General features: G+C 72.5%; 19 protein-coding genes. 14 read left to right on the top strand and 5 right to left on the bottom strand.

Features of this window, described 5'->3' with window-relative positions:
* Positions 1–879, top strand: a complete 879-nt coding sequence (locus tag CFK38_RS16325) for a cytochrome c biogenesis CcdA family protein (RefSeq protein ID WP_096804020.1) — start codon at positions 1–3, stop codon at positions 877–879.
* Entirely contained in the window at positions 876–2,093 is a 1,218-nt protein-coding gene (locus tag CFK38_RS16320; protein ID WP_096804019.1) for an outer membrane protein assembly factor BamB family protein, read from the top strand. Before CFK38_RS16325 ends, CFK38_RS16320 begins: the two co-directional genes overlap by 4 nt.
* A gap of 28 nt (positions 2,094–2,121) precedes the next feature.
* On the opposite strand, the gene CFK38_RS16315 is transcribed toward CFK38_RS16320, so the two are convergent.
* From CFK38_RS16315 to CFK38_RS16300, 4 genes are all read right to left on the bottom strand, one after another.
* Entirely contained in the window at positions 2,122–3,132 is a 1,011-nt protein-coding gene (locus tag CFK38_RS16315) for a M56 family metallopeptidase (RefSeq protein WP_096804018.1), read from the bottom strand.
* A complete protein-coding gene (locus CFK38_RS16310; RefSeq protein ID WP_096804017.1) occupies positions 3,129–3,542 on the bottom strand; it encodes a BlaI/MecI/CopY family transcriptional regulator in 414 nt (137 codons plus the stop codon). The genes CFK38_RS16315 and CFK38_RS16310 overlap by 4 nt, the downstream gene beginning before the upstream one ends.
* Positions 3,539–3,718 carry a hypothetical protein gene (locus CFK38_RS16305; protein ID WP_096804016.1) on the bottom strand — a complete coding sequence of 60 codons (180 nt, stop codon included), beginning with the start codon at positions 3,716–3,718 and terminating at the stop codon, positions 3,539–3,541. Before CFK38_RS16305 ends, CFK38_RS16310 begins: the two co-directional genes overlap by 4 nt.
* A 77-nt stretch (positions 3,719–3,795) precedes the next feature.
* Entirely contained in the window at positions 3,796–5,307 is a 1,512-nt protein-coding gene (locus tag CFK38_RS16300) for an amidohydrolase (protein WP_096804015.1), read from the bottom strand.
* Between the two features lie 113 nt (positions 5,308–5,420).
* On the opposite strand from CFK38_RS16300, the gene CFK38_RS16295 reads away from it, so the two are divergent.
* From CFK38_RS16295 to CFK38_RS16270, 6 genes are all read left to right on the top strand, one after another.
* A complete protein-coding gene (locus tag CFK38_RS16295) occupies positions 5,421–6,392 on the top strand; it encodes an ABC transporter ATP-binding protein (RefSeq protein WP_096804014.1) in 972 nt (323 codons plus the stop codon).
* On the top strand, positions 6,389–7,255 hold the full coding sequence (locus CFK38_RS16290; RefSeq protein ID WP_245851143.1) for an ABC transporter permease: 867 nt from the start codon (positions 6,389–6,391) through the stop codon (positions 7,253–7,255). The genes CFK38_RS16295 and CFK38_RS16290 overlap by 4 nt, the downstream gene beginning before the upstream one ends.
* Positions 7,256–7,268: 13 nt before the next feature.
* Entirely contained in the window at positions 7,269–8,420 is a 1,152-nt protein-coding gene (locus CFK38_RS16285) for a sensor histidine kinase (protein WP_245851141.1), read from the top strand.
* Positions 8,417–9,052: a response regulator transcription factor gene (locus CFK38_RS16280; RefSeq protein ID WP_096804012.1), complete on the top strand. Its 636-nt coding sequence runs from the start codon at positions 8,417–8,419 to the stop codon at positions 9,050–9,052. The genes CFK38_RS16285 and CFK38_RS16280 overlap by 4 nt, the downstream gene beginning before the upstream one ends.
* 32 nt (positions 9,053–9,084) lie before the next feature.
* On the top strand, positions 9,085–10,023 hold the full coding sequence (locus CFK38_RS16275) for a bile acid:sodium symporter family protein (RefSeq protein WP_096804011.1): 939 nt from the start codon (positions 9,085–9,087) through the stop codon (positions 10,021–10,023).
* Positions 10,024–10,084: 61 nt separating this feature from the next.
* Positions 10,085–11,962, top strand: a complete 1,878-nt coding sequence (locus CFK38_RS16270) for an ABC transporter ATP-binding protein (RefSeq protein ID WP_096804010.1) — start codon at positions 10,085–10,087, stop codon at positions 11,960–11,962.
* Here CFK38_RS16270 and CFK38_RS16265 read toward each other — a convergent pair.
* A complete protein-coding gene (locus CFK38_RS16265) occupies positions 11,952–12,887 on the bottom strand; it encodes a bile acid:sodium symporter (protein ID WP_096804009.1) in 936 nt (311 codons plus the stop codon). The two genes, CFK38_RS16270 and CFK38_RS16265, sit on opposite strands and share 11 nt — an antisense overlap.
* A 97-nt stretch (positions 12,888–12,984) precedes the next feature.
* Here CFK38_RS16265 and CFK38_RS16260 point away from each other — a divergent pair, with 97 nt between their 5' ends.
* The 6 genes from CFK38_RS16260 (at position 12,985) to xdhB (ending at position 22,016) form a co-directional block, all read left to right on the top strand.
* Positions 12,985–14,196, top strand: a complete 1,212-nt coding sequence (locus CFK38_RS16260) for an SPFH domain-containing protein (protein WP_096804008.1) — start codon at positions 12,985–12,987, stop codon at positions 14,194–14,196.
* Between the two features lie 19 nt (positions 14,197–14,215).
* Complete coding sequence (locus CFK38_RS16255; RefSeq protein ID WP_245851139.1) at positions 14,216–15,544, top strand: TFIIB-type zinc ribbon-containing protein; 1,329 nt, start codon at positions 14,216–14,218, stop codon at positions 15,542–15,544.
* A gap of 46 nt (positions 15,545–15,590) precedes the next feature.
* Positions 15,591–15,911 carry a hypothetical protein gene (locus CFK38_RS16250; protein WP_096804007.1) on the top strand — a complete coding sequence of 107 codons (321 nt, stop codon included), beginning with the start codon at positions 15,591–15,593 and terminating at the stop codon, positions 15,909–15,911.
* Between the two features lies 1 nt (position 15,912).
* Positions 15,913–17,652: an FAD-binding dehydrogenase gene (locus CFK38_RS16245; protein WP_096804006.1), complete on the top strand. Its 1,740-nt coding sequence runs from the start codon at positions 15,913–15,915 to the stop codon at positions 17,650–17,652.
* A gap of 387 nt (positions 17,653–18,039) precedes the next feature.
* Positions 18,040–19,539: a xanthine dehydrogenase small subunit gene (locus CFK38_RS16240; RefSeq protein WP_096804005.1), complete on the top strand. Its 1,500-nt coding sequence runs from the start codon at positions 18,040–18,042 to the stop codon at positions 19,537–19,539.
* Positions 19,536–22,016 carry a xanthine dehydrogenase molybdopterin binding subunit gene (gene xdhB, locus CFK38_RS16235; RefSeq protein WP_096804004.1) on the top strand — a complete coding sequence of 827 codons (2,481 nt, stop codon included), beginning with the start codon at positions 19,536–19,538 and terminating at the stop codon, positions 22,014–22,016. The genes CFK38_RS16240 and xdhB overlap by 4 nt, the downstream gene beginning before the upstream one ends.
* Position 22,017: the final 1 nt, after the last annotated feature.

Genomic DNA, 22,017 nt, shown 5'->3' with positions numbered 1-22,017 from the left:
ATGGAGGTCGGACTCCTCACCGCCTTCCTCGGCGGGGCGCTCGCACTGCTCAGCCCGTGCGGGGCGCTCCTGCTGCCCGGCTTCTTCGCCTCCACCGTGACCTCCCGGGCCGCCCTGTTCCCGCACGCCGTGGCGTTCTACCTCGGTCTGGTGGTGACGCTGGTCCCGCTCGGCGTCGGCGCCGGGGCGCTCGGGGCCCTGATGATCGGTCACCGCATGCTGCTGATCGGCCTCACCTCGCTGGTGCTGGTGCTGCTCGGCGCCCTGCACGCCCTGGGCCTCGGCTTCGATCTCAGCAGGCTCCTCCCGGGCTTCGACCGCCTCCAGCAGCGCTCGACCCGGGGCTCCGGCCTCGCCCGCAGCGTCGTGCTCGGCGCCGTCGGCGGGATCGCCGGCTTCTGCGCGGGACCGATCCTCGGCGCCGTGCTGACCCTGGCCATGGGGCAGGGGAGCATGCTCCTGGCCGGGATCCTGCTCGCCGTCTACGGTGCCGGGATGGTGGTGCCGCTGCTCGTCCTGGCAGCGGTCTGGAACCGCCTGGGCAGCCGGGGCAGGAACCTGCTGCGCGGCCGCGAGTTCACGCTGCTGGGACGGCGCCTGCACACCACGACCTTCCTCACCGGGGTGGTGATCATCGCCCTCGGCATCGTGTTCTGGACGACCAACGGCCTGGTCACCCTGCCCTCCCTGGTCCCCACCAGCACCCTCGCCCGCTGGCAGGCGGGCAGCGCCGGGCTCAACGATCCCGTCGTGCAGATCGCCGTGATCCTCGCGCTCGGGGTCCTGGCCCTGCTGCTGTGGTGGCGGCGGGATCGGCGTCGACGCCGGGAGCAGGACTCCCCGACCACCATCACCCTGACCCCCGGGAGGCGGCCATGAGGCGCCGCTGCGTCCTGGCCGCGCTGCCGCTGGGCCTGCTCGGCCTCAGCGCCTGCGGTCCGGAGGGCGGCGGCGAGCCCGCCGGCCCGGCGCCGGCGCCCCCGGTCGACCATCCGGAGCCCGTGCAGCTCGGCGAGCTCGCCGAGGTGGTGGAGCACACCGAGGTGCGGCTGCCGCTGGAGATGACCCCGATGGTCGTGGTCGATCCCGGCTGGAGCGCCGCCCCCGTCCAGCTGGACGACATCTTCCTCGGCTATCGCGAGGAGGAGACCCATCTGCGGTTCCTCGCCGTCGACCAGGACGGCACCGTGCTGTGGCGGGCGGACCGCCCCCTGACCTGCACCGGGTACGTGCTGACCCGCGGCGCGCAGAAGGCACCGATCGCGGTGCTCGCCGATCTGGCCGCGCCCGAGCAGGACGGGCCCTGGGCGATGACCCTGACGGCCTATCATCTGCGCACCGCCGAGCTCCTGTGGGGCCCGGTCGCAGCACCCGGCCCCCAGGCCGCCGTCGGCCTGGTCTATGCGCCGCCCACCGCTCAGGCGATGGGGGAGAGGGGCCCGCGCACGGCGCTGTCCGGCGTCACCGGGGAGGTCCTCCTGGACGAGGAGCAGCTCGCCGGCGGCCGCATCCTCGGCGAGCACCTGGGCGCGCTGGTGCGCACCGAGGGCTCCGAGCTGCTGGCCAGCGGCGCCGACGGCGAGGTGCTCTGGCGCAGCCCGCTGCCGGCCGGGATCGAGGCGGGCCGTGCGCGTCTGCTCGGCACCGTCGATCCGACCACCTCCTTCGCCGTGATCGGCGACCAGGACTCGCCCGGCGCGGTGATCGACCTCGCCGACGGCCGGGTGCTCGCCGAGGAGGCGAACGCCGTCGCCCGGGATCATGTCCTGGAGATCACCGTGGTCGTCTCGGGCACGACCGTGCGCGGGCTGGAGGACGACGGCACCGAGAAGTGGACGCATGAGGACCCCGAGCCGCTCCAGCTGCTCTGCGCCGGGGAGCGCCTGGCCTATGCCGTCCGCCCCGAGGAGGGCACGCTCGTGGTGCTGGATACGAACCATGGGCTGATGGTCCAGCCCTACGACGTCGATAGGACCGGACCGCTCGCCGTCCCTCAGGTGTTCTCCGCGGACACCGCCGCCGCCGTGCGCATCGAGGAGCAGTACTTCCTGGTCACCACCGAGTTCGACGAGAACTTCGGCCGGCGGGAGTGACCGGTCGCGTGCAGCGGCCCGGCTGTGCTCACCGCAGCAGCGGGCAGCCGTTCCACAGCAGCACGGCATAGGGCACGACGACGGCCGCCGCGACGCCGAGGAGCGTCACCAGCAGGGTGGACAGCGTCAGGACCGGCACCAGCGCCGAGCGCGCGGCGGCGGGGGAGACCAGGTGCCCGATCCGGTCGGGCACGACGCCCGCTGACCCCGTCATGTGCAGCAGGGTGCCCGGCACGGCCGCCGGAGCGGCCGAGGTCCCGGGTGCCCCGGCCTCACCGAGGGTGAGCAACGCGCTGGCCAGGGCCGGCGTGCCGCTGCGGTGCCGGGAGGCGTCGTCCGCGGCGATCTCCAGCAGATGCGGCACCGCGGTGGCGACCGCGTCGAACAGCGGGATCACGCGCAGGGGGCCGACCATCGCCTCCAGCACCGCGAGCAGCGTGTGATGGTGCTGGGAGAGATGGGCCGCCTCGTGCTCGAGGACGGCGGAGAGCTCGTCGGGACCCAGGGACTCCAGCAGGCCGTGGGAGACGACGATGCCTCCGCGGCGGCGCGGCAGCGCGAACGCCCGCGGTGTCGGGTCCGGGAACAGCAGCACCGGATGCCCGGCCAGGACCGTGCGCACCGCCGTCGCCCGCACCTCGGCGAGGACGGCCCGGGTGGCACGGGACCGACGGCGCAGCCCCCGGACGGCGGCCGCACCCATCAGCGCGGTGCCCGCCAGCGGCAGCAGGACGAGCGCGGCCATCGGCACCGGCAGCTCCACCGGGGCGGCGGAGAAGGGGCTGGCCGCGGCGAGGCAGCGCTGGCAGACGTCCGCGGCGGAGCCCGCGAGCAGCCGAGGACCGCTGGGCAGACCGGCCAGGGCCACGCCGAGGACCACCGCGGCCGTCGACCACACGGCCAGGGCCCCGAGCAGCAGCCCGGAGGCGAGGCGCGGGGCGCGCATCAGCAGCGGGGTGCTCCAGCGCACCAGGCGGGGACCGGTCAGTGCGAGGAGGACGAGCGCGAGGGCGAGCAGCGCGAACAGGGTGAGCGTCACGTCGGATCCGATCCGGTCTCCGGGGTGCCGGTGGCATCCCGGCCGTCGAGGAACTCGCGCAGCAGCGTCGCCTCCCGCTCGTCCATGCCCTCCACGAAGCGCAGGATCGAGGCGCTGCGGTCGTTGCTGCTCGACAGCGCCTGCTCCATCAGCCGGGCCGCGTGCTCCGAGCGCGGATGGCGCGGTCGATAGCTCACCGAGCGACCCACCCGGTGAGGGGTGACCAGGTCCTTGCGCCCGAGATTCGTGAGCACGGTGGCGATCGTGGTGTAGGCGTGGTGGTCGCCCAGGCCGGAGATCATCTCGCGGATCGTCAGCTCGTCATGCTCCCACAGCAGCTCCATCACCTGCTGCTCCAAGGTCCCCAGGTGCACGTGCCGGAAGGGGCGGGAGGCTCCCGACCCGCTCATGGGGTCGCCGCCGACGAGGTGGGGATCAGCACGGTCGCGAGGCCCATGACGACGGCGATCCCGGTCGCGGCGACGACGGCGGTGAGCACCTGCCGGGGCCCCCATCCCCGCAGCGCCGAGACGGACAGGCGGAGAGTCTCCCCGACGAAGCGGGGCCAGCGCGCGATCTGTGGCATGGCCTCCACTATGCCCCATTCATTACTATCGCGGATAGTCGTCGCGCGGAGTTCGTCGGCCGCGACGCTGCGACCGCTCAGAGCCGGGACTCGAGCCGCCCTGCGACCACGGTCGCCTGCACCCAGGTCTCCCGCAGCCGCTCCGCGGCCTCGCGGGCCGCGGTCTCGACCAGGAGCCCGTCGGCCTCCCGCGGCACCTCCGCGAAGGGGTTCTCCTCCAGCAGCACCACATCGCCGATCCCGCCGAGGCGCAGGGAGGTGATCCCGTCGGTCGAGGCGGCGAGGGCCTCGCGGGGCTGCAGCTGCTGCTCGGGATGCCAGCTCGGTCGCTCATCGGCGCTGCGGTGCACGGACGCGGCCATCGCCAGCCATGGATCCAGCGGCGCGACCGGGGCGTCGGAGCCCAGTGCGAGCGGCACCCCGGCGTCCCGCAGATCCCGCAGCCGGAACGCCTGGGCGCCGTGGCCGGGCCAGACGGCTTCGGTGGCGTCGCGGTCATCCAGCAGGTGCGCGGGCTGCACGGAGGCCGTGACACCGAGCGCGGCCATCGCCTCGATGTCGTCGTCGGTGAGCATCTGCGCGTGCTCGATGCTCGCCGCGATGCCGACCTCCCGGATCGCCGCGAGTGCGATCTGCGCGGCGGCGTCGCCGATCGCGTGCACCGCGGCGTCCAGGCCCTGCGCCTTCGCCTGCGCGAGGGCGTCCCGCAGTGCCTCCGGTCCCACGCTGAGCACCCCGCGCCCGGCATAGCCGTGACCGTCGGTGTAGATGGTGCGGGTGTGCGCCGAATGGGAGCCGAGCGCGCCGTCGACGATCACCTTCAGCGGCCCCATCGTCACCAGGCCCCGCGCGTCCAGCGCCATGCCCGTGGGGCCGGGGGCGGCCGCGAGCTCCTCGGGATAGACGGCGGTGCGGATCCGCATCCGCGGCGCGCGCTGCGGCCAGTCCTCCCAGGGCCGTCCCCACTCCATGTCCACCAGTCCCACCACCCCGCGCTGCAGGGCCTGGCGCTGCATCATCGCCGCCCCGGTCGCGACGGCGTCGGCCACGCCGGGCAGCACCGGCAGCCGGGGGACCACCGCGAACCACTCCTCCTCGGCCACGATCCCGTCCCGCAGGGGCAGCTCCAGCCGGTCCAGCGCCGCCGAGTTCAGCCAGGCGTGGTGGGCGTCCCCGCCGATCAGCACCGTCGGCACCGAGCCGGTCGCCTCATCGAGCGCCGGGACCGTCGGCGGCACGGCGAAGTCCACCAGGCGGTGCCCGAAGCCGATCAGCGCCTGGTCCGTCATGCCCGCGTCGCGGCGGGCGGCCAGCTCGGCCCGCACCAGCTCGAGGATCACGCCCACGCTGCCCGCGCCGCCGGTGTCCAGACGGGCATGGGCCTGGGCGAGCTGTCCGGTGTGCACGTGCCGATCCCACAGCCCGGGGATCGCGAGGGCTCCCTCGCCGTCCAGGACCTCCTCCCCGGGCGCGGGACGGAGGCCCGCAGCGATCTCGGAGATCACGCCGCCGCGGATCCGCAGGTCCAGCAGCGCCGCAGCGGTCTCGCCCGTGGCGGCGTCGAACGGCCGCACCTGTCTGATCAGCACCGATCCAGAGTAACCGCGCCGAGCAGCCCGCCGGAGCAGGCATGACGACTGTCATGGGCGGGAGGTGATGGCGGGGACTGGGGCGCAGCGCCCGGGGCCGGGAGTCTGGAGCCATGACGACGACCTCAGCTCCCGCTCCTGCCACCACGACCTCCCTCGACGCCGCGATCAGCCTCCGCGGGGTGCACAAGCGGTACGGCGCCGTCCGCGCCCTGGACGGGCTCGACCTCGAGATCCGCCCCGGCGAGATCGTCGCGCTGCTGGGCCCCAACGGCGCCGGAAAATCCACCGCGATGGAGATGATGGTGGGCCTGGCGACCCCCGACGCCGGCCAGGTGCGCATCCGCGGCGCTGATCCGGCCACCGCCACCCGCACCGGACTGATCGGGACCATGCTCCAGGCCGGTGCCCTGCTGCCCGACCAGACCGTCCGTTCGATGCTGCGGATGCTCCGCTCCCTGCAGGCCCACCCCATGCCGCTGGAGGAGGTGATCGCCCAGGCCGACGTCGAGGACCTGATGCGACGGAAGCTGGGGGCGCTCTCCGGCGGGCAGGCCCAGCGGGTCCGCTTCGCCATCGCGCTGCTCGGCGATCCGCAGGTGCTGCTGCTGGACGAGCCGACCGTCGGCATGGACATCGCCGCCCGCCGCGCCTTCTGGAGCCAGATGCGCGGGGTCGCCGCGACCGGCCGCACCGTCGTGTTCGCCACCCATCACCTCGAGGAGGCCGAGCACGAGGCCGCCCGGGTGATCGTCATGGACCGCGGCCGCGTGGTCGCCGACGGCACCGGCCCCGAGATCAGCGCCGTCGTCGCCGGGCGCGTGATCACCCTGCGCGGCGCCGCCCCCGCGCACATCGCGGCCCTTCCCGGGGTCGAGAGCGCGGAGGCCGACGAGACCGACCCGCGCCGCGTGCGCGCCCTCTGCGCGGACTCCGACGCCGCGCTGGCCGCTCTGTTCACCGGTCCCCTCGCGGCCGACGTCCACGAGGTCCTGGTCTCCGCACCCGGCCTCGAGGAGGCGTTCCTGCGCATCACCGATCACGACGCCTACCACGACACCGACCACGAAGGAGGCCGGCGATGAGCCGCCCCGCCGCCACCGCTGCAGGAACCACCACCGACCATCGGAGCCCCATCATGACGTCACCGCCCGAGAGCATCATGCTCACCTCCACAGCGCCCGTCCCCCGCACCGGCGCCGCCCCCACGGAGGCGTCCCGCACCGTGCGCTACGCGCTGCACACCACCCGGATGACCGTCACCGACATCATGTTCATGGTCTTCACCATCGCCATGCCGGTGGGGATGTACCTGCTGTTCGGGATGATGTTCGGCGACCAGGGCGGGGGAGAGGCCCGGGGGATGATCATGGTGAACATGGCCGCCTACGGCGGTCTCGGCGCGGCCGTCACCGCCGGCACCCAGATCCAGGAGGACCAGCGCACCGGCTTCCTGCGCCAGCTGATCGTCGCCGGACTCTCCCCGCGCTCCTTCCTGGCCGGCTCGGTGATGGCCGCCAGCGCCGTCATCGTCCCGGCGCTGATCGCGGTGGGCGTGGTGGGGATCGCGACCGGCGTCGAGGTCGGTCCGGCGGCGTTCGGGCTCACCATCGTGGTGCTCTGGCTGGGGCTGCTGCCCACGATCCTCATCGGCATCGTGCTGGGCATGGTGCTCAAGGGCGGCACCGCGATGGCCGGCGGCGTCGTCACCATGATGGCGATGGCGATCTTCGGCGGGCTCTGGATGCCGCTGGAGATGTTCCCGGACTGGATGCAGCAGATCGGCCACGCGATCCCCACCTACTGGATCTCCCAGCTGGGGCAGTGGTCGATGTACGGCGGCGAGCTGCCGGTGACCGGACTGCTCGTGATCGGTGCCTGGACCCTCGTGCTCGGCGTGCTGTGCGCGCTCAGCCTGCGCGGCGCCGTGGGCCTGAAGCGCCGCTGACACAATGTGCACCATGGAGACACGTGAGGCGACCGAGCGGGAGACCTGGGTGCGCGGCACCGAGGCGGAGGCCGCGGCCCGCCCCCTCACCCCGCGCGGGATCCTCCGGGCGGCGCGGGAGTCCGGCGGACTCGCCTTTGCGATCCCTCCGGTGCTGTTCATCCTGATCCCCGTCGTGTTCGCGTGGATCGGCGCGCCGGTCCCCGCGGCGCTACTGGTGACGGTGATGCTCGGGCTCTACGCGGTGCTGTTCATCGCCACCCCCGGCATCGGCCTCTACCCGCTGCGGATACGGCTGCTCTGGTTCGCGGCGTGCACCCTGCTGCTGCTGGCCATGATCCCGGTGCTCGGGCCGAACCTGCTGTTCATGGTGATGTTCCAGGCCATGACACATGTGCTGCTGCTGCCCTGGCGCTGGGCGGTGCCCTCGATGCTGCTGATGAGCCTGACCGTCGTGGTGCTCGCCGTCGTCCTCGCGGTGCCGATCGCCGCCGGCCTGGCGGTGATGGGAACCGTGATGGCCTGGGGCATCGGCTACGGGGTGCGCCAGCAGATGCTCCAGGAGCAGCTCGAGGCCGCCCAGCAGCGCAATGCCGTGCTCGCCGTCGCCGCCGAGCGCGAGCGGATCGGCCGCGACCTCCACGACCTGGTCGGCCACTCCCTGACCTCGCTGACCATCTCCGCGCAGCTCGCCCGCCGCCTGCTGGACTCGGACCCCGAGGCGGCCCGCGTCCAGCTCGAGCACATCGAGGCCACGGTGCGCCAGGCGCTCGCGGACGTCCGCGCGACGGCCAGCGGCATGCAGCACGTGCGCGCCGCCACCGAGATCGCCTCGGCCCGCACCGTGCTGGGCACCGTCGGCATCCAGGCGGAGGTCCCCACCGCCCTGCCCCCGCTGCACGACGACCTCGCCGAGCTGTTCGGCTATGTCATCCGCGAGGGGGTCACCAACATCGTGCGCCACTCCCGCGCCACCCGCGCCGAGATCAGCGTCGAGGCGGAGTCCGTGCGCATCGAGGATGACGGCGTCGGCATCCCCCAGGGCGCGGAGCGCTCCGGGCTGCGCGGCCTCGAGGCGCGGGTGGCGCTCGCCGGCGGCCGGCTCGAGGTGGCCTCGAGCGAGACCGGCACCCGCCTCACCGCCGTGATGGGAGCGGCCTCGTGATCCGCCTGGTGGTCGCCGACGACCAGGCGATCCTGCGCTCCGGCCTGGTCGCGCTGCTGAGCCTGGAATCCGATGTCGAGGTGGTGGGCGAGGCGGTCGACGGGGCGGGCACCCTCGCCGCCGTCGCCGAGCACCGCCCCGATGTGCTGCTGCTGGACGTGCAGATGCCCGCCGGCACCACGGCCGACGGCGAGTCCGGACCGCGGGACGGCATCGCCGTCGCCGAGACGCTGCGAGGGACCGAGCGGGCTCCGCGGATCATCGTGCTGACCACCTTCGGCAGGGCCGGCTACCTGCGCCGCACCATGGAGGCCGGGGCGGCCGGGTTCATGGTCAAGGACACCCCGGTCGAGCGGCTGGTCGACGCGATCCGCCGGGTCCACCAGGGACTGCGGGTGGTGGATCCGGAGCTGGCCGCCCAGTCCCTCTCCGTCGGCGCGAGCCCGCTGACGCTCAAGGAGACCGAGGTGCTGCAGGTCGCCGCCGCCGGTGGCGCCACCGCCCACATCGCACGGACCCTGTTCCTCTCCGAGGGCACCGTGCGCAACCACATCTCCTCCGCCATCGGGAAGCTCGGGGTCACCAGCCGCGCCGAAGCCGTGATGTCCGCCTCCGAGAACGGATGGATCTGACGCCGTCCGGCCCGGCCGCGTAGCCTGCCGAGGTGCACACGATCGAATCCCTGCTCGGCCTGCTGATCAACGTCAGCGTCCCGGCCTTCGCGATCGCGTCCATGCTCTCGATGGGGCTGCGCACCCCGCTGCGCGCCTTCCGCAACCAGCTGCGCGACCGCCGCACCGTCTTCGCCGTGCTCGGCGCGAACTTCGTGGTGGTCCCGGCCGTGGGCACCCTGCTGGTCTGGCTGCTGAATGGGATGCTCCCGCATGAGACCGGCGAGGGCTTCGTCATCGCCCTGTGCGCCGCCGGCGCCCCCTTCGTCCTGCAGCTCGGGGCGATGGCCCGGATCCCCTACGGCGAGACCGCCGGACCGATGGCGGTGCTGCTGCTCGGCTCGATCCTGTTCATGCCGCTGGTGGTGCCGTTCCTGCTGCAGGACGTCTCCGTCCACGGCTGGTCGGTGGCGCAGCTGCTGCTGGGCACCATGCTCTCGCCGATGATCGCGGGCATCGTCATCGCCGCCGTCTGGCCGGGGCGGGCCGACCGGTTCGCCCGCATCGCGGGCAGCGTCGCCGCGGTCTCGGCGGTGCTGATGTTCCTCTCCGGCTTCGGGGCGAACACCGGCCTGGTGCTGAGCCTGGTGCTCTCCCCGGTGCTGCTGGTGGCCGCGGGCCTGGTGGCGCTGGCCTTCGTCGCCGGGCGCTTCGCCGGCGACCTGGCGGGGGACACCCTCACCGTCCCGGACGGCCCCGCGATCCTCACCAGCCAGCGCAACATCGCCGCCGCCCTGCTGGTGGCCCGCACCGGGACCGGCGGCGCGGACGGCGACGGCTCGATCGTGATCGCGATCCTGCTGCTCAGCGCCGTCGGCTTCGTGATGCTGGTGCCCTACGCCCTGGGCAGCGGCCTGCTGCGGCGCCGGCGGGCGGGGGAGAAGATCTCCCTCGGGGTGCTGCTGGGGGTCGTCGGTCCGAAGTCGGATTGAGCGGGCGCGAGGAGAGCGGTCCCACGTGGGCAGGGGTGAGGCGGACGCCTAGGCTTGAGCGGTGTCCTCCCTGCTGCGCATCATCCGCTTCACCCGTGCCCTCGCCCCGCTGTACACCGCGATCATCACCTGCTCGGTGCTCACCGCGGCCGCGGGCCTCGCGGTCCCCTTCCTGATCGGCAGCGCGACCGACACCGTCGCCGGTGCCGTGAACGGGGAGACCGCGACCGGCACCGCCGTGCGCACCGTGGTGCTCCTCGCCGCTGCGGTGCTGGCGGCGGAGCTGGCGGTCACCGTGATCTCGAACGTCGGCGGCTGGTTCGGCGACGTGATGAGCAACCGGATGCGCACGATCCTCTCGGTGCGCTACTACGACAAGCTGCTCCACCTGCCGCAGCGCTGGTTCGACGGCGAGATCACCGGCACCATCGTGGCGAGGCTGAACCGCTCGATCACCGAGATCACGAACTTCACCAAGATGATGTCGAACTCCTTCGCCTCGATGCTGATCACCACCGCCGCGGTGCTCGCCATCAGCGCCTGGTACGCCTGGCCGCTCACGGTGCTGCTGCTGATCGTGTTCCCCGTCTACGTCTGGCTGACGTCGCTGACCTCGGTGAAGTGGCAGCGTCTGGAGGGGGAGAAGAACCAGCAGATCGACATCGCCTCGGGCCGGTTCGCCGAGGTGGTCGGCCAGATCCGGGTGGTGAAGTCCTTCGTGCGCGAGCGCGGGGAGCTCGCGGACTTCTCCCGCCGCTTCCGCTCCACCGACGCCACCACCCGTGAGCAGTCCACGCACTGGCACCGTATGGACGTGATCCGTCGGGCGTTCCTGAACCTCGTCTTCTTCGGGATCTACGCGCTGATCTTCGTGCGCACCGTGCAGGGGCAGTTCACCCTCGGCGAGATGGTGCTGCTGGTGCAGCTGATGAGCATGGCCAAGGCTCCGGTGGAGTCGATGAGCTTCGTGATCGACTCCGCCCAGCGTGCGATCGCGGGTTCAAAGGACTACTTCCGGGTGATGGAGACCCCGGTCGACGCCCGCACCGCCGCGGTGATGGCCGCGCGGCCCGAGGACGCTCGCGACGCCGGGCACGCGGACGGCACCGGCGGCGAGCTGCCGGCCGCGGTCACGACCGCTGTCGCCGACTCCGTGCTCGCTCCCGTGCCCGGCGCTCCCGTGTTCGCCTTCCGCGAGGTGGACTTCGCCTACGAGGACGGCGAGGACGTGCTGCACGGGATCGACTTCCAGGTGGACCGCGGCGAGAAGATCGCCCTGGTGGGGGAGTCCGGCGGCGGCAAGTCCACCATCGTGAACCTGCTGCTGGGCCTGTACGAACCGCGCCGCGGCAGCGTCGAGGTGGTGGGGCATCCCAGCGCTGACCTGCCGCTGGACCAGCTGCGCGCTCGCATCGGGGTGGTCTTCCAGGACGCCTCGCTGTTCTCCGGCAGCATCCGGGAGAACATCGCGTACGGCCATCCCGAGGCGAGCGAGGAGGAGGTGGTCGACGCGGCCCGCCGCGCCAACGCGGACACCTTCATCCGCCGCTTCCCGGGCGGCTACGAGCAGGTGATCGGGGAGCGCGGGCTCAAGCTCTCCGGAGGGCAGCGCCAACGGATCGCCGTCGCCCGCGCGATGCTCAAGGACGCCCCCGTGCTGGTGCTCGACGAGGCCACCTCCGCGCTGGACACCAAGGCCGAGATCCAGGTGCAGAGGGGGCTGGACGAGCTGATGGCGGGCCGCACCTCGCTGATCATCGCCCACCGTCTCTCCACCATCGCCGGGGTGGATCGGATCATCACCCTGAGCGACGGCCGCATCGACGAGATCGGCGCACCGGCCGAGCTCGCGCGCTCCGGCGGCATCTACGCCCAGCTGCTGGACCTGCAGAGCTCCGGGAACACGAAGAAGCTCGCGAGGTTCGACATCACCGGCTGACCAGCCGCGGCAGCATGCGCACCAGCACCACCATCCCGAGCAGTTCGACGAGCGTCTGGGTGACCACCGCGGCGGCGATCAGCGGCGAGGGCATCGCGAGCGCGAGCGGCAGCACCACCAGGGAGTTGCGCGTCGCACCGGAGAAGGTCAGGGCACGGGACTCCGCCGCCCCGAGGCGCGCCAGACGAGCGGTGAGGAGGCCGGCGGCCGTGGCCAGCACCAGGAAGGCCACGTACACCGGAACCAGCACCAGCAGCGCGGAGCCGGCGCCGAGCACCCGCGGAGTCTGCGAGGCCACCACCGTCGCCAGCACCAGGACCATCAGCGGCACCATCGCGGCCGAGAGGTCGAGGCGCGGGGCGAGGCGCTGCAGCAGGGCCGCGGCCACGAGCGGCAGGACGATCAGCAGCAGGAGGGTCCGGACGAACGGGCCCGGTGCAATCATCCCCGGCGCCTCCCCGCCGCTCAGCAGCGGCACCAGCACCGGCAGGGCCAGCAGCTGGGCGAGCATCAGCAGCGGGGTCGCGGCCAGCAGCCGCTCGTGCGCCCCGCCCGCGAGAGCGGTGAACACGATGACGTAGTCGATGCAGGGGGCCAGCAGCACCAGCAGCGCACCGAGCAGCAGCTCGGGGGAGTCGGTGAGGGGCCGGGTGAGCAGCAGGACGATCAGCGGGACCACCAGGAAGTTCATCGCGAGCAGGGTCAGCAGGAAGCGCCCGTCCCGCAGCGCCGCAGCGGCCCCGCGCAGCGGGATCCCGTGGAAGGTCACCAGCAGCAGCGCGGCGATCGCGGGCTCCACCGCCACCTCGAGCGGGGGAGCCGTGCCCGGTGCCAGCGCGCCGAGGGCGAGCCCCGCGGCGATGGCCAGCAGGTAGAGCGCGACCTGGTGGCGCTCCGCGCGCTCCCGCCATCGATTCCGCTCCATGTCTCGTGACGGTAGCGGCCCGGATCCAGGCGACGTTCGGCAGGCTCGGGATAGCATGGCTGTGATCACACACTTCGGGGGCGACGAAGGAGCTCACATGGGATTCATCCAGGCATTCAAGGGCGCTGTCGGCGGGATGCTCGCCGACCAGTGGAAGGACTTCCTCACCGTCCCGCAGGGACTGCCGCAGACGGCGGCCCTGTTCCCGGCGGTGCCGCAGGGCACGAACGCGGGCCGCGGCTCGAACACCCGCGGGTCCGAGAACATCATCTCCAACGGCTCCAAGATCCTGGTGCCGCAGGGCTACGGCCTGATCACCGTGGTCGACGGCCGGGCGACGGGCCTGATCACCGAGGCCGGCGGCTACGAGTTCAACGACCAGTCGCCGGATGCCCGTTCCGTCTTCGCCGGTGACGAGCTGCTGGCCTCGACCGTCGGCACCTCCTGGGAGCGCTTCAAGTTCGGCGGCCGTCCCTCCTCGCAGCAGCTCGCCTTCTACGTGAGCCTCAAGGAGATCCCGAACAACCGCTTCGGCACCCAGTCGGAGATCTACTGGGACGACGCCTACCTCAACACCCAGGTGGGTGCGGTCTGCCGCGGCTCCTACACCCTGCGGATCATCGACCCGCTGCTGTTCGTGCACAACTTCGTGCCGGCCACCTTCATCTCCGCGAACGCTCCGGTGTTCGACTTCGGCGACGTCGACAACGCGGCCGGATCGCAGCTCTTCCGCGAGGTCGTCGGCTCCCTCGCGCAGGCCTTCTCCCGGTACACCAACGATCCCGACAAGGGCAACCGCATCTCCCGCATCCAGGGGGACTCGGTGGGCTTCGCCCAGTCGCTGTCCGCGGCCGTCGAGGAGGGGTACCGCTGGTCCAGCGATCGCGGCCTCGCGATCGTGAAGACCGCGATCGTCTCCATCGAGTACGACAAGAACACCCGCGAGCTGCTGAAGGACGTGCAGAAGGCCGATGCCCTCTCCGGTGCCCGCTCGCAGTCCTTCATGAACCAGGCCGCCGCACGCGGCGTGCAGGCCGCCGGGGAGACCGGCGGCGGTGCGGGCCTGGCCATGTTCGGTGCGGGCATGGGAGCGGCCGGCGGCATGGTGGGCCCGGCCCAGCCCTGGGCCCCGCCGGGTCAGCAGGCACCCCAGCAGGCGGCACCGCAGCAGCAGGCCCCGCAGCAGGAGGCGGCTCCCGCCCCCGCCGATCCGGTGGCCAAGCTCGGCCAGTACAAGCAGATGCTCGACCAGGGTCTGATCACGGAAGCGGACTATGAGGCGGCGAAGAAGGCCGCGCTCGGTCTCTGAGCCGGCACGGAGCATTGCGATGAGCGTCCCTCCCGAGGTCCCGGACCGGGCCCATCCGGACCGACCCGCCGGGCCCCCGCGGCCCGGCGGTTCGGTCCCGCCCCCGCCGAGCGGGCAGCAGCCCGAGGCGGTCGCCGAGGCCGCGGAGGCCGCCCGGCGGGACGCCGCGAACCGGATCATCGATACCAGCTCGGGTCAGGACGACGGGCTGAACAAGTGCCCCAGCTGCGGCAGTTCGGAGATCCGGTACTCGCTCACCGAGAAGGCGCTGGTCTGCTCCTACTGCCGTCACACCTGGAACGAGGAGAACGCCGAGGAGGCCTTCGGGCTGGATTCCTCGATCGCGGATCTGCGGGGCCACACCATGGCCTCCGGGACCGCGGATGTCCGCGAGGACCTCACCACCGTGACCCTGAAGTGCCAGGGCTGCGGTGCCGAGGTGGTCATCAACGTCGACCAGGACCTGCAGGCCCGCTGCCACTGGTGCCGCCAGACCCTGTCGATCAACTCCCAGATCCCCAATGGTGCGATCCCGGACGCTGTCCTCCCCTTCCAGCTGACGCGCGAGGAGGCGATCGAGCGCATCGATGCCTTCACCGCGAAGCGTCGGGCCTTCGCCCACCATCGCTTCAAGGAGGAGTACGTCCCGGACAACGTGATGGGCGTGTACATCCCGTACCTGGTGGTGGACGGCAACATGCACGCGGTGCTGCAGGGCACCGGCGAGGTCACCACCCGTCAGTACACCGTGACCCGCGGCAGCGGTGACAACAAGCGCACCGAGACCTATTACGACGCCGACGTCTACGGCGTCCAACGGGCCTTCGACCTGCTGGTGGACGATCTGACGATCGAATCCGCCGAGCGGTTCAACGCACAGGACAACGCGCAGGCCACGAACAACATCCTCAATGCCGTGCAGCCGTACGACACCGAGAACGCCGTCATCTACAACTCGAACTACCTCAAGAACTTCACCTCCGAACGGCGTGATCTCAACGTGCGCGACGTGGATGACGATGTGGAGGATCATTTCCTGGCGATCGCCCGGGCCAAGGCCGTCCCCACCATCAACCGCTACGACCGCGGCGTGCGCTGGGAGCGGGAGGGCGTGGCCGTGCGCGGCACGCGCTGGGTCTCCGTGTACGTGCCGGTGTGGCTGTACAGCTACGCGGACTCCGCCACCGGGGACTCGCTGACCCACTACATCGCGGTCAACGGCCGCACCGGCACCACCATGGGCTCGGTCCCGGTCTCCCACCCGAAGATCTTCGCCGTGTCCTGCGCCGCCGGCACCGTCGCGGCCGTGGTCGGCGCGATCGTCGGCCTGAGCCAGTTCCTGTTCTGAGGAGGGGCAATGACCACTGACCATCCGCACCCCCGAGGAGGACGCCATGCTGCCGCTGCTCGCTGAGCTCTCCGCCGATCCGGCGACCATGACGCTGCTGGCCGGTTCCGACTCCGGGGCAGGCGGCATCGCCATCCCCTTCATCGCAGGGCCCGCCGTGTTCGCCGCGGTGTACGGCGGCATCTACCGCTACTACCGCAACACCGACAAGCGTCACCACTTCGAGCGGGAGACGGAGGTGTCGGTCGGCAACCTCCGCTCCGGTGACCGCAAGGTGGGCGAGAACAACCGCCAGCAGGACCGTGCGATGCGCGGACGCAACAGCACCGACCACCTCCAGCGCGTGCACCGCATCGCGGTCGACTGACATGGGTGTCCCGGGGGCAGGAGCCGACGGCGCCGCGTCCGATACCGCCGACGTGATCGTGGTCGGCGCGGGTCTGGCCGGCCTGGTCGCGGCCACCGAGATCGCCGACGGCGGCCGGCGCGTGCTGCTGCTGGAGCGCGAGGGCGAGCAGGACCTGGGAGGTCAGGCCTGGTGGAGCTTCGGCGGGCTGTTCCTCATCGACTCCCCGGAGCAGCGCCGGCTGGGGATCCGCGACAGCCTGGACCTGGCCCGGCAGGACTGGCTGGGCTCCGCCGCCTTCGACAGCCCCGAGGACCACTGGCCGCGCCGCTGGGCGGAGGCGTACCTGCAGTTCGCGGCGGGGGAGAAGCGCCACTGGCTGCGGTCGCTGGGAGTGCGGCTGTTCCCGGTGGTGGGCTGGGCCGAGCGCGGTGACGGCCGCGCGGAGGGGCACGGCAACTCGGTGCCGCGCTTCCACATCACCTGGGGCACGGGGCCCGGGATCGTCGACCCCTTCGCCGCCAGGCTCGCCGCGCACCGCGCGACGGGCCGCATCGTGCTGCGCACCCGCCGCGCCGTCCGCGAGCTGCTGGTCGAGGGTGATCGCGTCACCGGGGTGCGCGGGGACGTGCTGGTCGCCGACGCCACCGAGCGCGGCATCGGCTCGAGCCGGGAGGTCACCGGTGAGTTCACCCACCGGGCCGCGGCCGTGCTCCTCGCCACCGGCGGCATCGGCGGCAACGAGGAGCTGGTGCGGCGGCTGTGGCCCGCGGACCTGGGCACCATGCCCGAGCAGTTCGTGCACGGGGTCCCGGCGAGCGTCGACGGCACCGGGATGCTGGCTGCGGAGCGGGCCGGCGCGCGCTGGATCCACCGCGACCGGATGTGGCACTACACCGAGGGGATCCGCAACTGGGACCCGGTGTGGCGCGGGCACGGGATCCGCATCCTGCCCGGGCCCTCCTCGCTCTGGATCGACGCCCGCGGCCGGCGCCTGCCGGCCCCCGCCTATCCCGGCTTCGACACCACCTCGACCCTGCGCCACCTGCGCACCACCGGGCACGACCACTCCTGGTTCGTGCTCACCCGGAAGATCATCGAGAAGGAGTTCGCCCTCTCCGGGAGCGAGCAGAACCCGGACCTCACCGGCCGCGACTGGCGGCAGGTGGCGGCACGGGTGAAGCCCGGCGCTCCCGGCCCGGTGCAGGCCTTCCTGGACCACGGGGAGGACTTCCTCCGCTCCCGCAGCGTCGAGGGCCTGGTGGCGCAGATGAATGCGCTGACCGGTGAGGACCTCATCGACGCCCGCGAGCTCGAGCAGGTGATCCGCGCCCGTGACGCCCAGCTGCGCAACGCCTTCTCGAAGGACACCCAGATCACGGCCCTGCACGGGGCCCGGAAGTACGTCGGCGACCGCCTGATCCGCACCGCCGCCCCGCACGCCCTGCTGGATCCGCAGGCGGGGCCGCTGATCGCGGTGCGCCTGCACGTGCTGCTGCGCAAGACCCTCGGCGGCCTGGAGACGGACCTGGGCGGGCGGGTGCAGCGCACCGCGAGCGTGGGCGCGGACGAGGGCGCGGACGAGGGAGCGGTCGCCGGTCACGGCACGGCGGCTCTGCCCGGCCTCTACGCGGCCGGCGAGGCCAGCGGCTTCGGCGGCGGCGGGATGCACGGACACAGCGCCCTGGAGGGCACCTTCCTCGGCGGCTGCCTGTTCTCGGGGCGCCAGGCCGCGCACGGGATTCTCCGCGATCTGCGCTGACCCGCGGCGACAGCCCGATCGGCGACAGCCCGATCTCGCTTCGCACCGGCTGCGACCTGCGACGCCTCTCCGGACGAGAATGAGGTGCCGTCCGCAGCACTCGAGGCCGGCTGCACCGCCGACTGTTGCGCGCGGCTCCCCTGAACGCCCGGATGAGGTGCTGCCGGCAGCACTCGATCACGGTGCATGTTTTCGCATCGTGAAAAAGTGATTTCGCAGACGTGTTGCGTTCGGGGTGTCGCAGAGTTACTGTTCTCACACGACATCGGCGCCGTTGTTCTGGCATGGATAACCATCGGGCCGGTCGGACGGACCCTGACCGCAACCGTGCCCTCGTGAAGGACCAGCGTCGGCGCTCGCCGCTCGCAGGTCGAGGAGCACGCGGCGATGGAGCCCACACAGATCACCGTCAACGGACGACCCCTCTCCACGGCGGGAGCGGCGCCCCACACCAACCTGCTGACCTGGCTGCGTGACCAGGGGCTGACCGGTGCCAAGGAAGGCTGTGCGGAAGGGGAGTGCGGCGCCTGCGCCGTGCTCGTCGCCCGCCCCGACGGCGAGGGCGGGACCCGCTGGACCTCGCTGAACTCCTGCCTGCCGCCGGCACTGGCCTTCGCCGACCAGGAGATCGTCACCGCCGAGGGCCTCGGCAGCGCACCCCGGATCGGCGAGGATGCCGAGCTGCACCCCGTCCAGCGTGAGATGGCCGAGCGCGGCGGCTCCCAGTGCGGCTTCTGCACCCCCGGCTTCGTCTGCTCGATGGCCGCGGAGTACTACCGCCCCGAGCGCCACGCGGCGGCGAAGGCGCCCAGCGGTGCGCCGGCCGACGAGGGCGGGGATCACGACCACGAGTGCGGCGCCAACGGCTTCGACCTCCACGCCCTCAGCGGCAACCTCTGCCGCTGCACCGGCTACCGGCCGATCCGCGACGCCGCCTACGCCCTCGGCGACCCCGCGCAGGACGACCCCCTGGCCCAGCGGCGCGAGCACCCCGCCCCCCGCGCCCCCTCGGTGACCGTCGCCAGCGGCGAGGCCGAGTTCCACCGCCCGGCGGACCTCGCCGAGCTGCTGCGGCGCTGTGCCTCCGCGGAGGAGGTGACGCTCGTCGCGGGTGCGACCGACGTCGGCGTGGAGACCAACATCCTGCATCGACGGCCCCCGCTGCAGCTGGCGATCGACCACCTGAGCGAGCTGCGCACCCTGACCGAGACCCCGGAGCAGCTCGAGATCGGCGCGGCGCTGACCCTGTCCGAGATCGAGCGCGACCTCGACGGCCGCGTCCCGCTGCTGGCCCAGCTCTTCCCCCAGTTCGCCTCGCGGCTGATCCGCAACAGCGCCACCCTGGGCGGCAACATCGGCACCGGTTCCCCGATCGGGGACTCCGCCCCCGCGCTGCTGGCCCTGGACGCCCGGATCGTCCTGGCCTCCGTCGACGGCGAGCGGGAGGTGCCGATCAGCGAGTTCTTCACCGGCTATCGGCAGACCGTCCGCACCCCGCAGGAGATCATCCGGGCGCTGCGCATCCCGCTCCCGGTGCTGCCCACCAGCGACTTCGTGAAGATCGCCAAGCGTCGCTTCGACGACATCTCCTCCGTCGCGGTCGCGATCGCCGTGCAGATCGAGGACGGGCGGGTCCGCCGGGCCCGGATCGGCCTCGGCGGCGTGGCCGCCACCCCGCTGCGCGGCGAAGCGGCCGAGGAGATCCTGACCGGAGCCCCGTGGACCGCCCCCACCGTCCGTGCGGCGGCCGCAGAGCTCGCCGCCACCGGCACCCCGATGGATGACCACCGAGCCAGCTCCCGCTACCGCCGGGCGATGCTCGAGCAGTCCCTGCTGCGCTTCTTCGCCCGCAGCCGACCGACCGCACCGATGGAGGTCCCGCGATGAGCACCCACTCCGCCCTCTCCCAGCGCCCGGAGCCGAGCGACGGCTCCGTCGGCCGGAGCACCCCTCACGAGAGCGCCGCCGAGCACGTCACCGGTGCCGCGATGTACACCGATGACCTGATCGGCCGCACCGCGGGCGTCCTGCACGCCTGGCCCGTCCAGGCGCCCCACGCCCACGCCCGGATCCTCCGGATGCGCACCGCCGCGGCGCTCGAGGTCCCCGGCGTGGTCCGGGTGCTCACCGCCGAGGACGTCCCGGGCCTGAACGACTCGGGCATCAAGGGCGACGAGCCGCTGTTCCCCACCGAGGTCATGTTCCACGGCCAGGCCGTGTGCTGGGTCCTCGGCGAGACCCTCGAGGCGGCCCGCCGCGGCGGCGAGCAGGTCGAGGTCCAGTACGAGCAGCTCGACTCGCTGATCACACTGCGCGAGGCGATCGCGGCCGGCAGCTTCCAGGGCCGGCAGCCGGTGGTCTCCTCGGGGGATCCGCGCACCGCGCTGGAGGGCGCCGCCCACCGCTTCCGCGGCGAGTTCAGCCTCGGCGGCCAGGAGCATTTCTACCTCGAGACCCAGGTCTCCCTCGCCCACGTCGACGAGTCCGGGCAGCTGTTCATCCAGTCCTCCACCCAGCACCCCAGCGAGACGCAGGAGATCGTCGCCCACGTGCTGGGGATCTCTGCGCACGAGATCACCGTGCAGTCCCTGCGCATGGGCGGCGCCTTCGGCGGCAAGGAGATGCAGTCCCACGGTCTGGCCGCGATCGCCGCGCTGGGCACCCTGGCCACCGGGCGACCGGTCCGGGTGCGGCTGAGCCGCACCCAGGACATCACCATGACCGGCAAGCGCCACCCCTTCCACGCCGAGTGGGAGGTGGGCTTCGACCCCGAGGGCCGCCTGCTGGCCCTGCTGGGCACGATCACCGCCGACGGCGGCTGGTCGCTGGACATGTCCGAGGCGGTGCTGTCGCGGGCACTGTGCCACGTGGACAACTCCTACCTGATCCCGCACATCGAGGTGCAGGGCCGCATCGCGCGCACCCACAAGACCTCGCAGACCGCCTTCCGCGGCTTCGGCGGCCCGCAGGGCATGCTGGTGATCGAGGACATCCTGGGCCGCTGCGCCCCTGCGCTGGGGCTGGATCCCGCCGAGCTGCGCCGACGGAACCTCTACCGACCCGGGGACAGCACCCCCTTCGGGCAGGAGGTCCGGCACGCGGAGCGCCTCGGCCAGATCTGGGAGGAGCTGGAGGACCGCGCCGACGTGGCCGCCCGCCGGGAGCAGATCGCCCGCTTCAACGCGAGCCATCGCGATACCAAGCGGGCACTGGCGATGACCCCCGTGAAGTTCGGCATCTCCTTCAACCTCACCGCCTTCAATCAGGCCGGGGCGCTGGTGCACGTCTATAAGGACGGCTCGGTGCTGATCAACCACGGCGGCACCGAGATGGGCCAGGGCCTGCACACCAAGATGCGCCAGGTCGCCTCCAGCGCCCTCGGCGTCCCGCTGGCGAGAGTGCGACTGGCCCCCACGCGCACCGACAAGGTCCCCAACACCTCCGCCACCGCGGCCAGCTCCGGCACGGACCTCAACGGCGGCGCGGTCAAGAACGCCTGCGAGCAGATCCGCGAACGACTCGAACAGGTCGCCTCGCGCCTGCTCGGGGTCCACCCCGAGGACGTGCGCATCGCCGACGGCATGGTCCGCGGGCCCTGGAGTCTGCCCGGCGCCGAGGACAGCACCCTGCGCTTCGAGGAGGTCGTCGCAGAGGCCTACCTGCAGCGGGTCCAGCTCTTCGCCGCCGGCTACTACCGCACCGCCGGGATCCACTGGGACGCGGCCCGCATGCAGGGCGACCCCTTCAAGTACTTCGCCTACGGCGCCGCCGCCAGCGAGGTCGAGGTGGATGGCTTCACCGGCGCCTATCGCCTGCTGCGCACCGACATCGTCCACGACGTCGGCGACACCCTCAGCCCGCTGATCGACCTCGGCCAGATCGAGGGCGGCTTCGTGCAGGGCACCGGCTGGCTGACGCTGGAGGAGATGCGCTGGGACGAGAGCGACGGGCCGCGGCGCGGCCGCCTCGCCACCCAGGGCGCGAGCACCTACAAGCTGCCCAGCTTCTCCGAGATGCCGCCCGAGCTGAACGTGCACCTGCTCGAGCGCGCCACGGAGACCGGCGTGGTCTACGGCTCCAAGGCCGTGGGTGAGCCGCCGTTCATGCTGGCCTTCTCGGTGCGGGAGGCGCTGCGCCAGGCCGCGGCGGCTTTCGGCCCGGCGGGCCGTGCGCTCGAGCTGGCCAGCCCCGCCACGCCCGAGGCCGTGTTCTGGGCACTCGAAGAGGCACGAGCGGCGCGAGACGCACGAGCGGCAGGGACGGCGCGAGAAGAAGCGCGCGCGGCCGCCGCGGCGCCCGACGCCGCTGCCGCCAGCCCCGCACGCGAGTCGGCCCCGCCCCTGACCCCCGTCGTCCCCCGCTGAC

Source organism: Brachybacterium vulturis, assembly GCF_002407185.1.
Lineage (GTDB): Bacteria > Actinomycetota > Actinomycetes > Actinomycetales > Dermabacteraceae > Brachybacterium > Brachybacterium vulturis.
The sequence above is the reverse complement of the archived record's forward strand: the minus strand, read 5'-3'. Positions and strand labels throughout refer to the sequence as shown.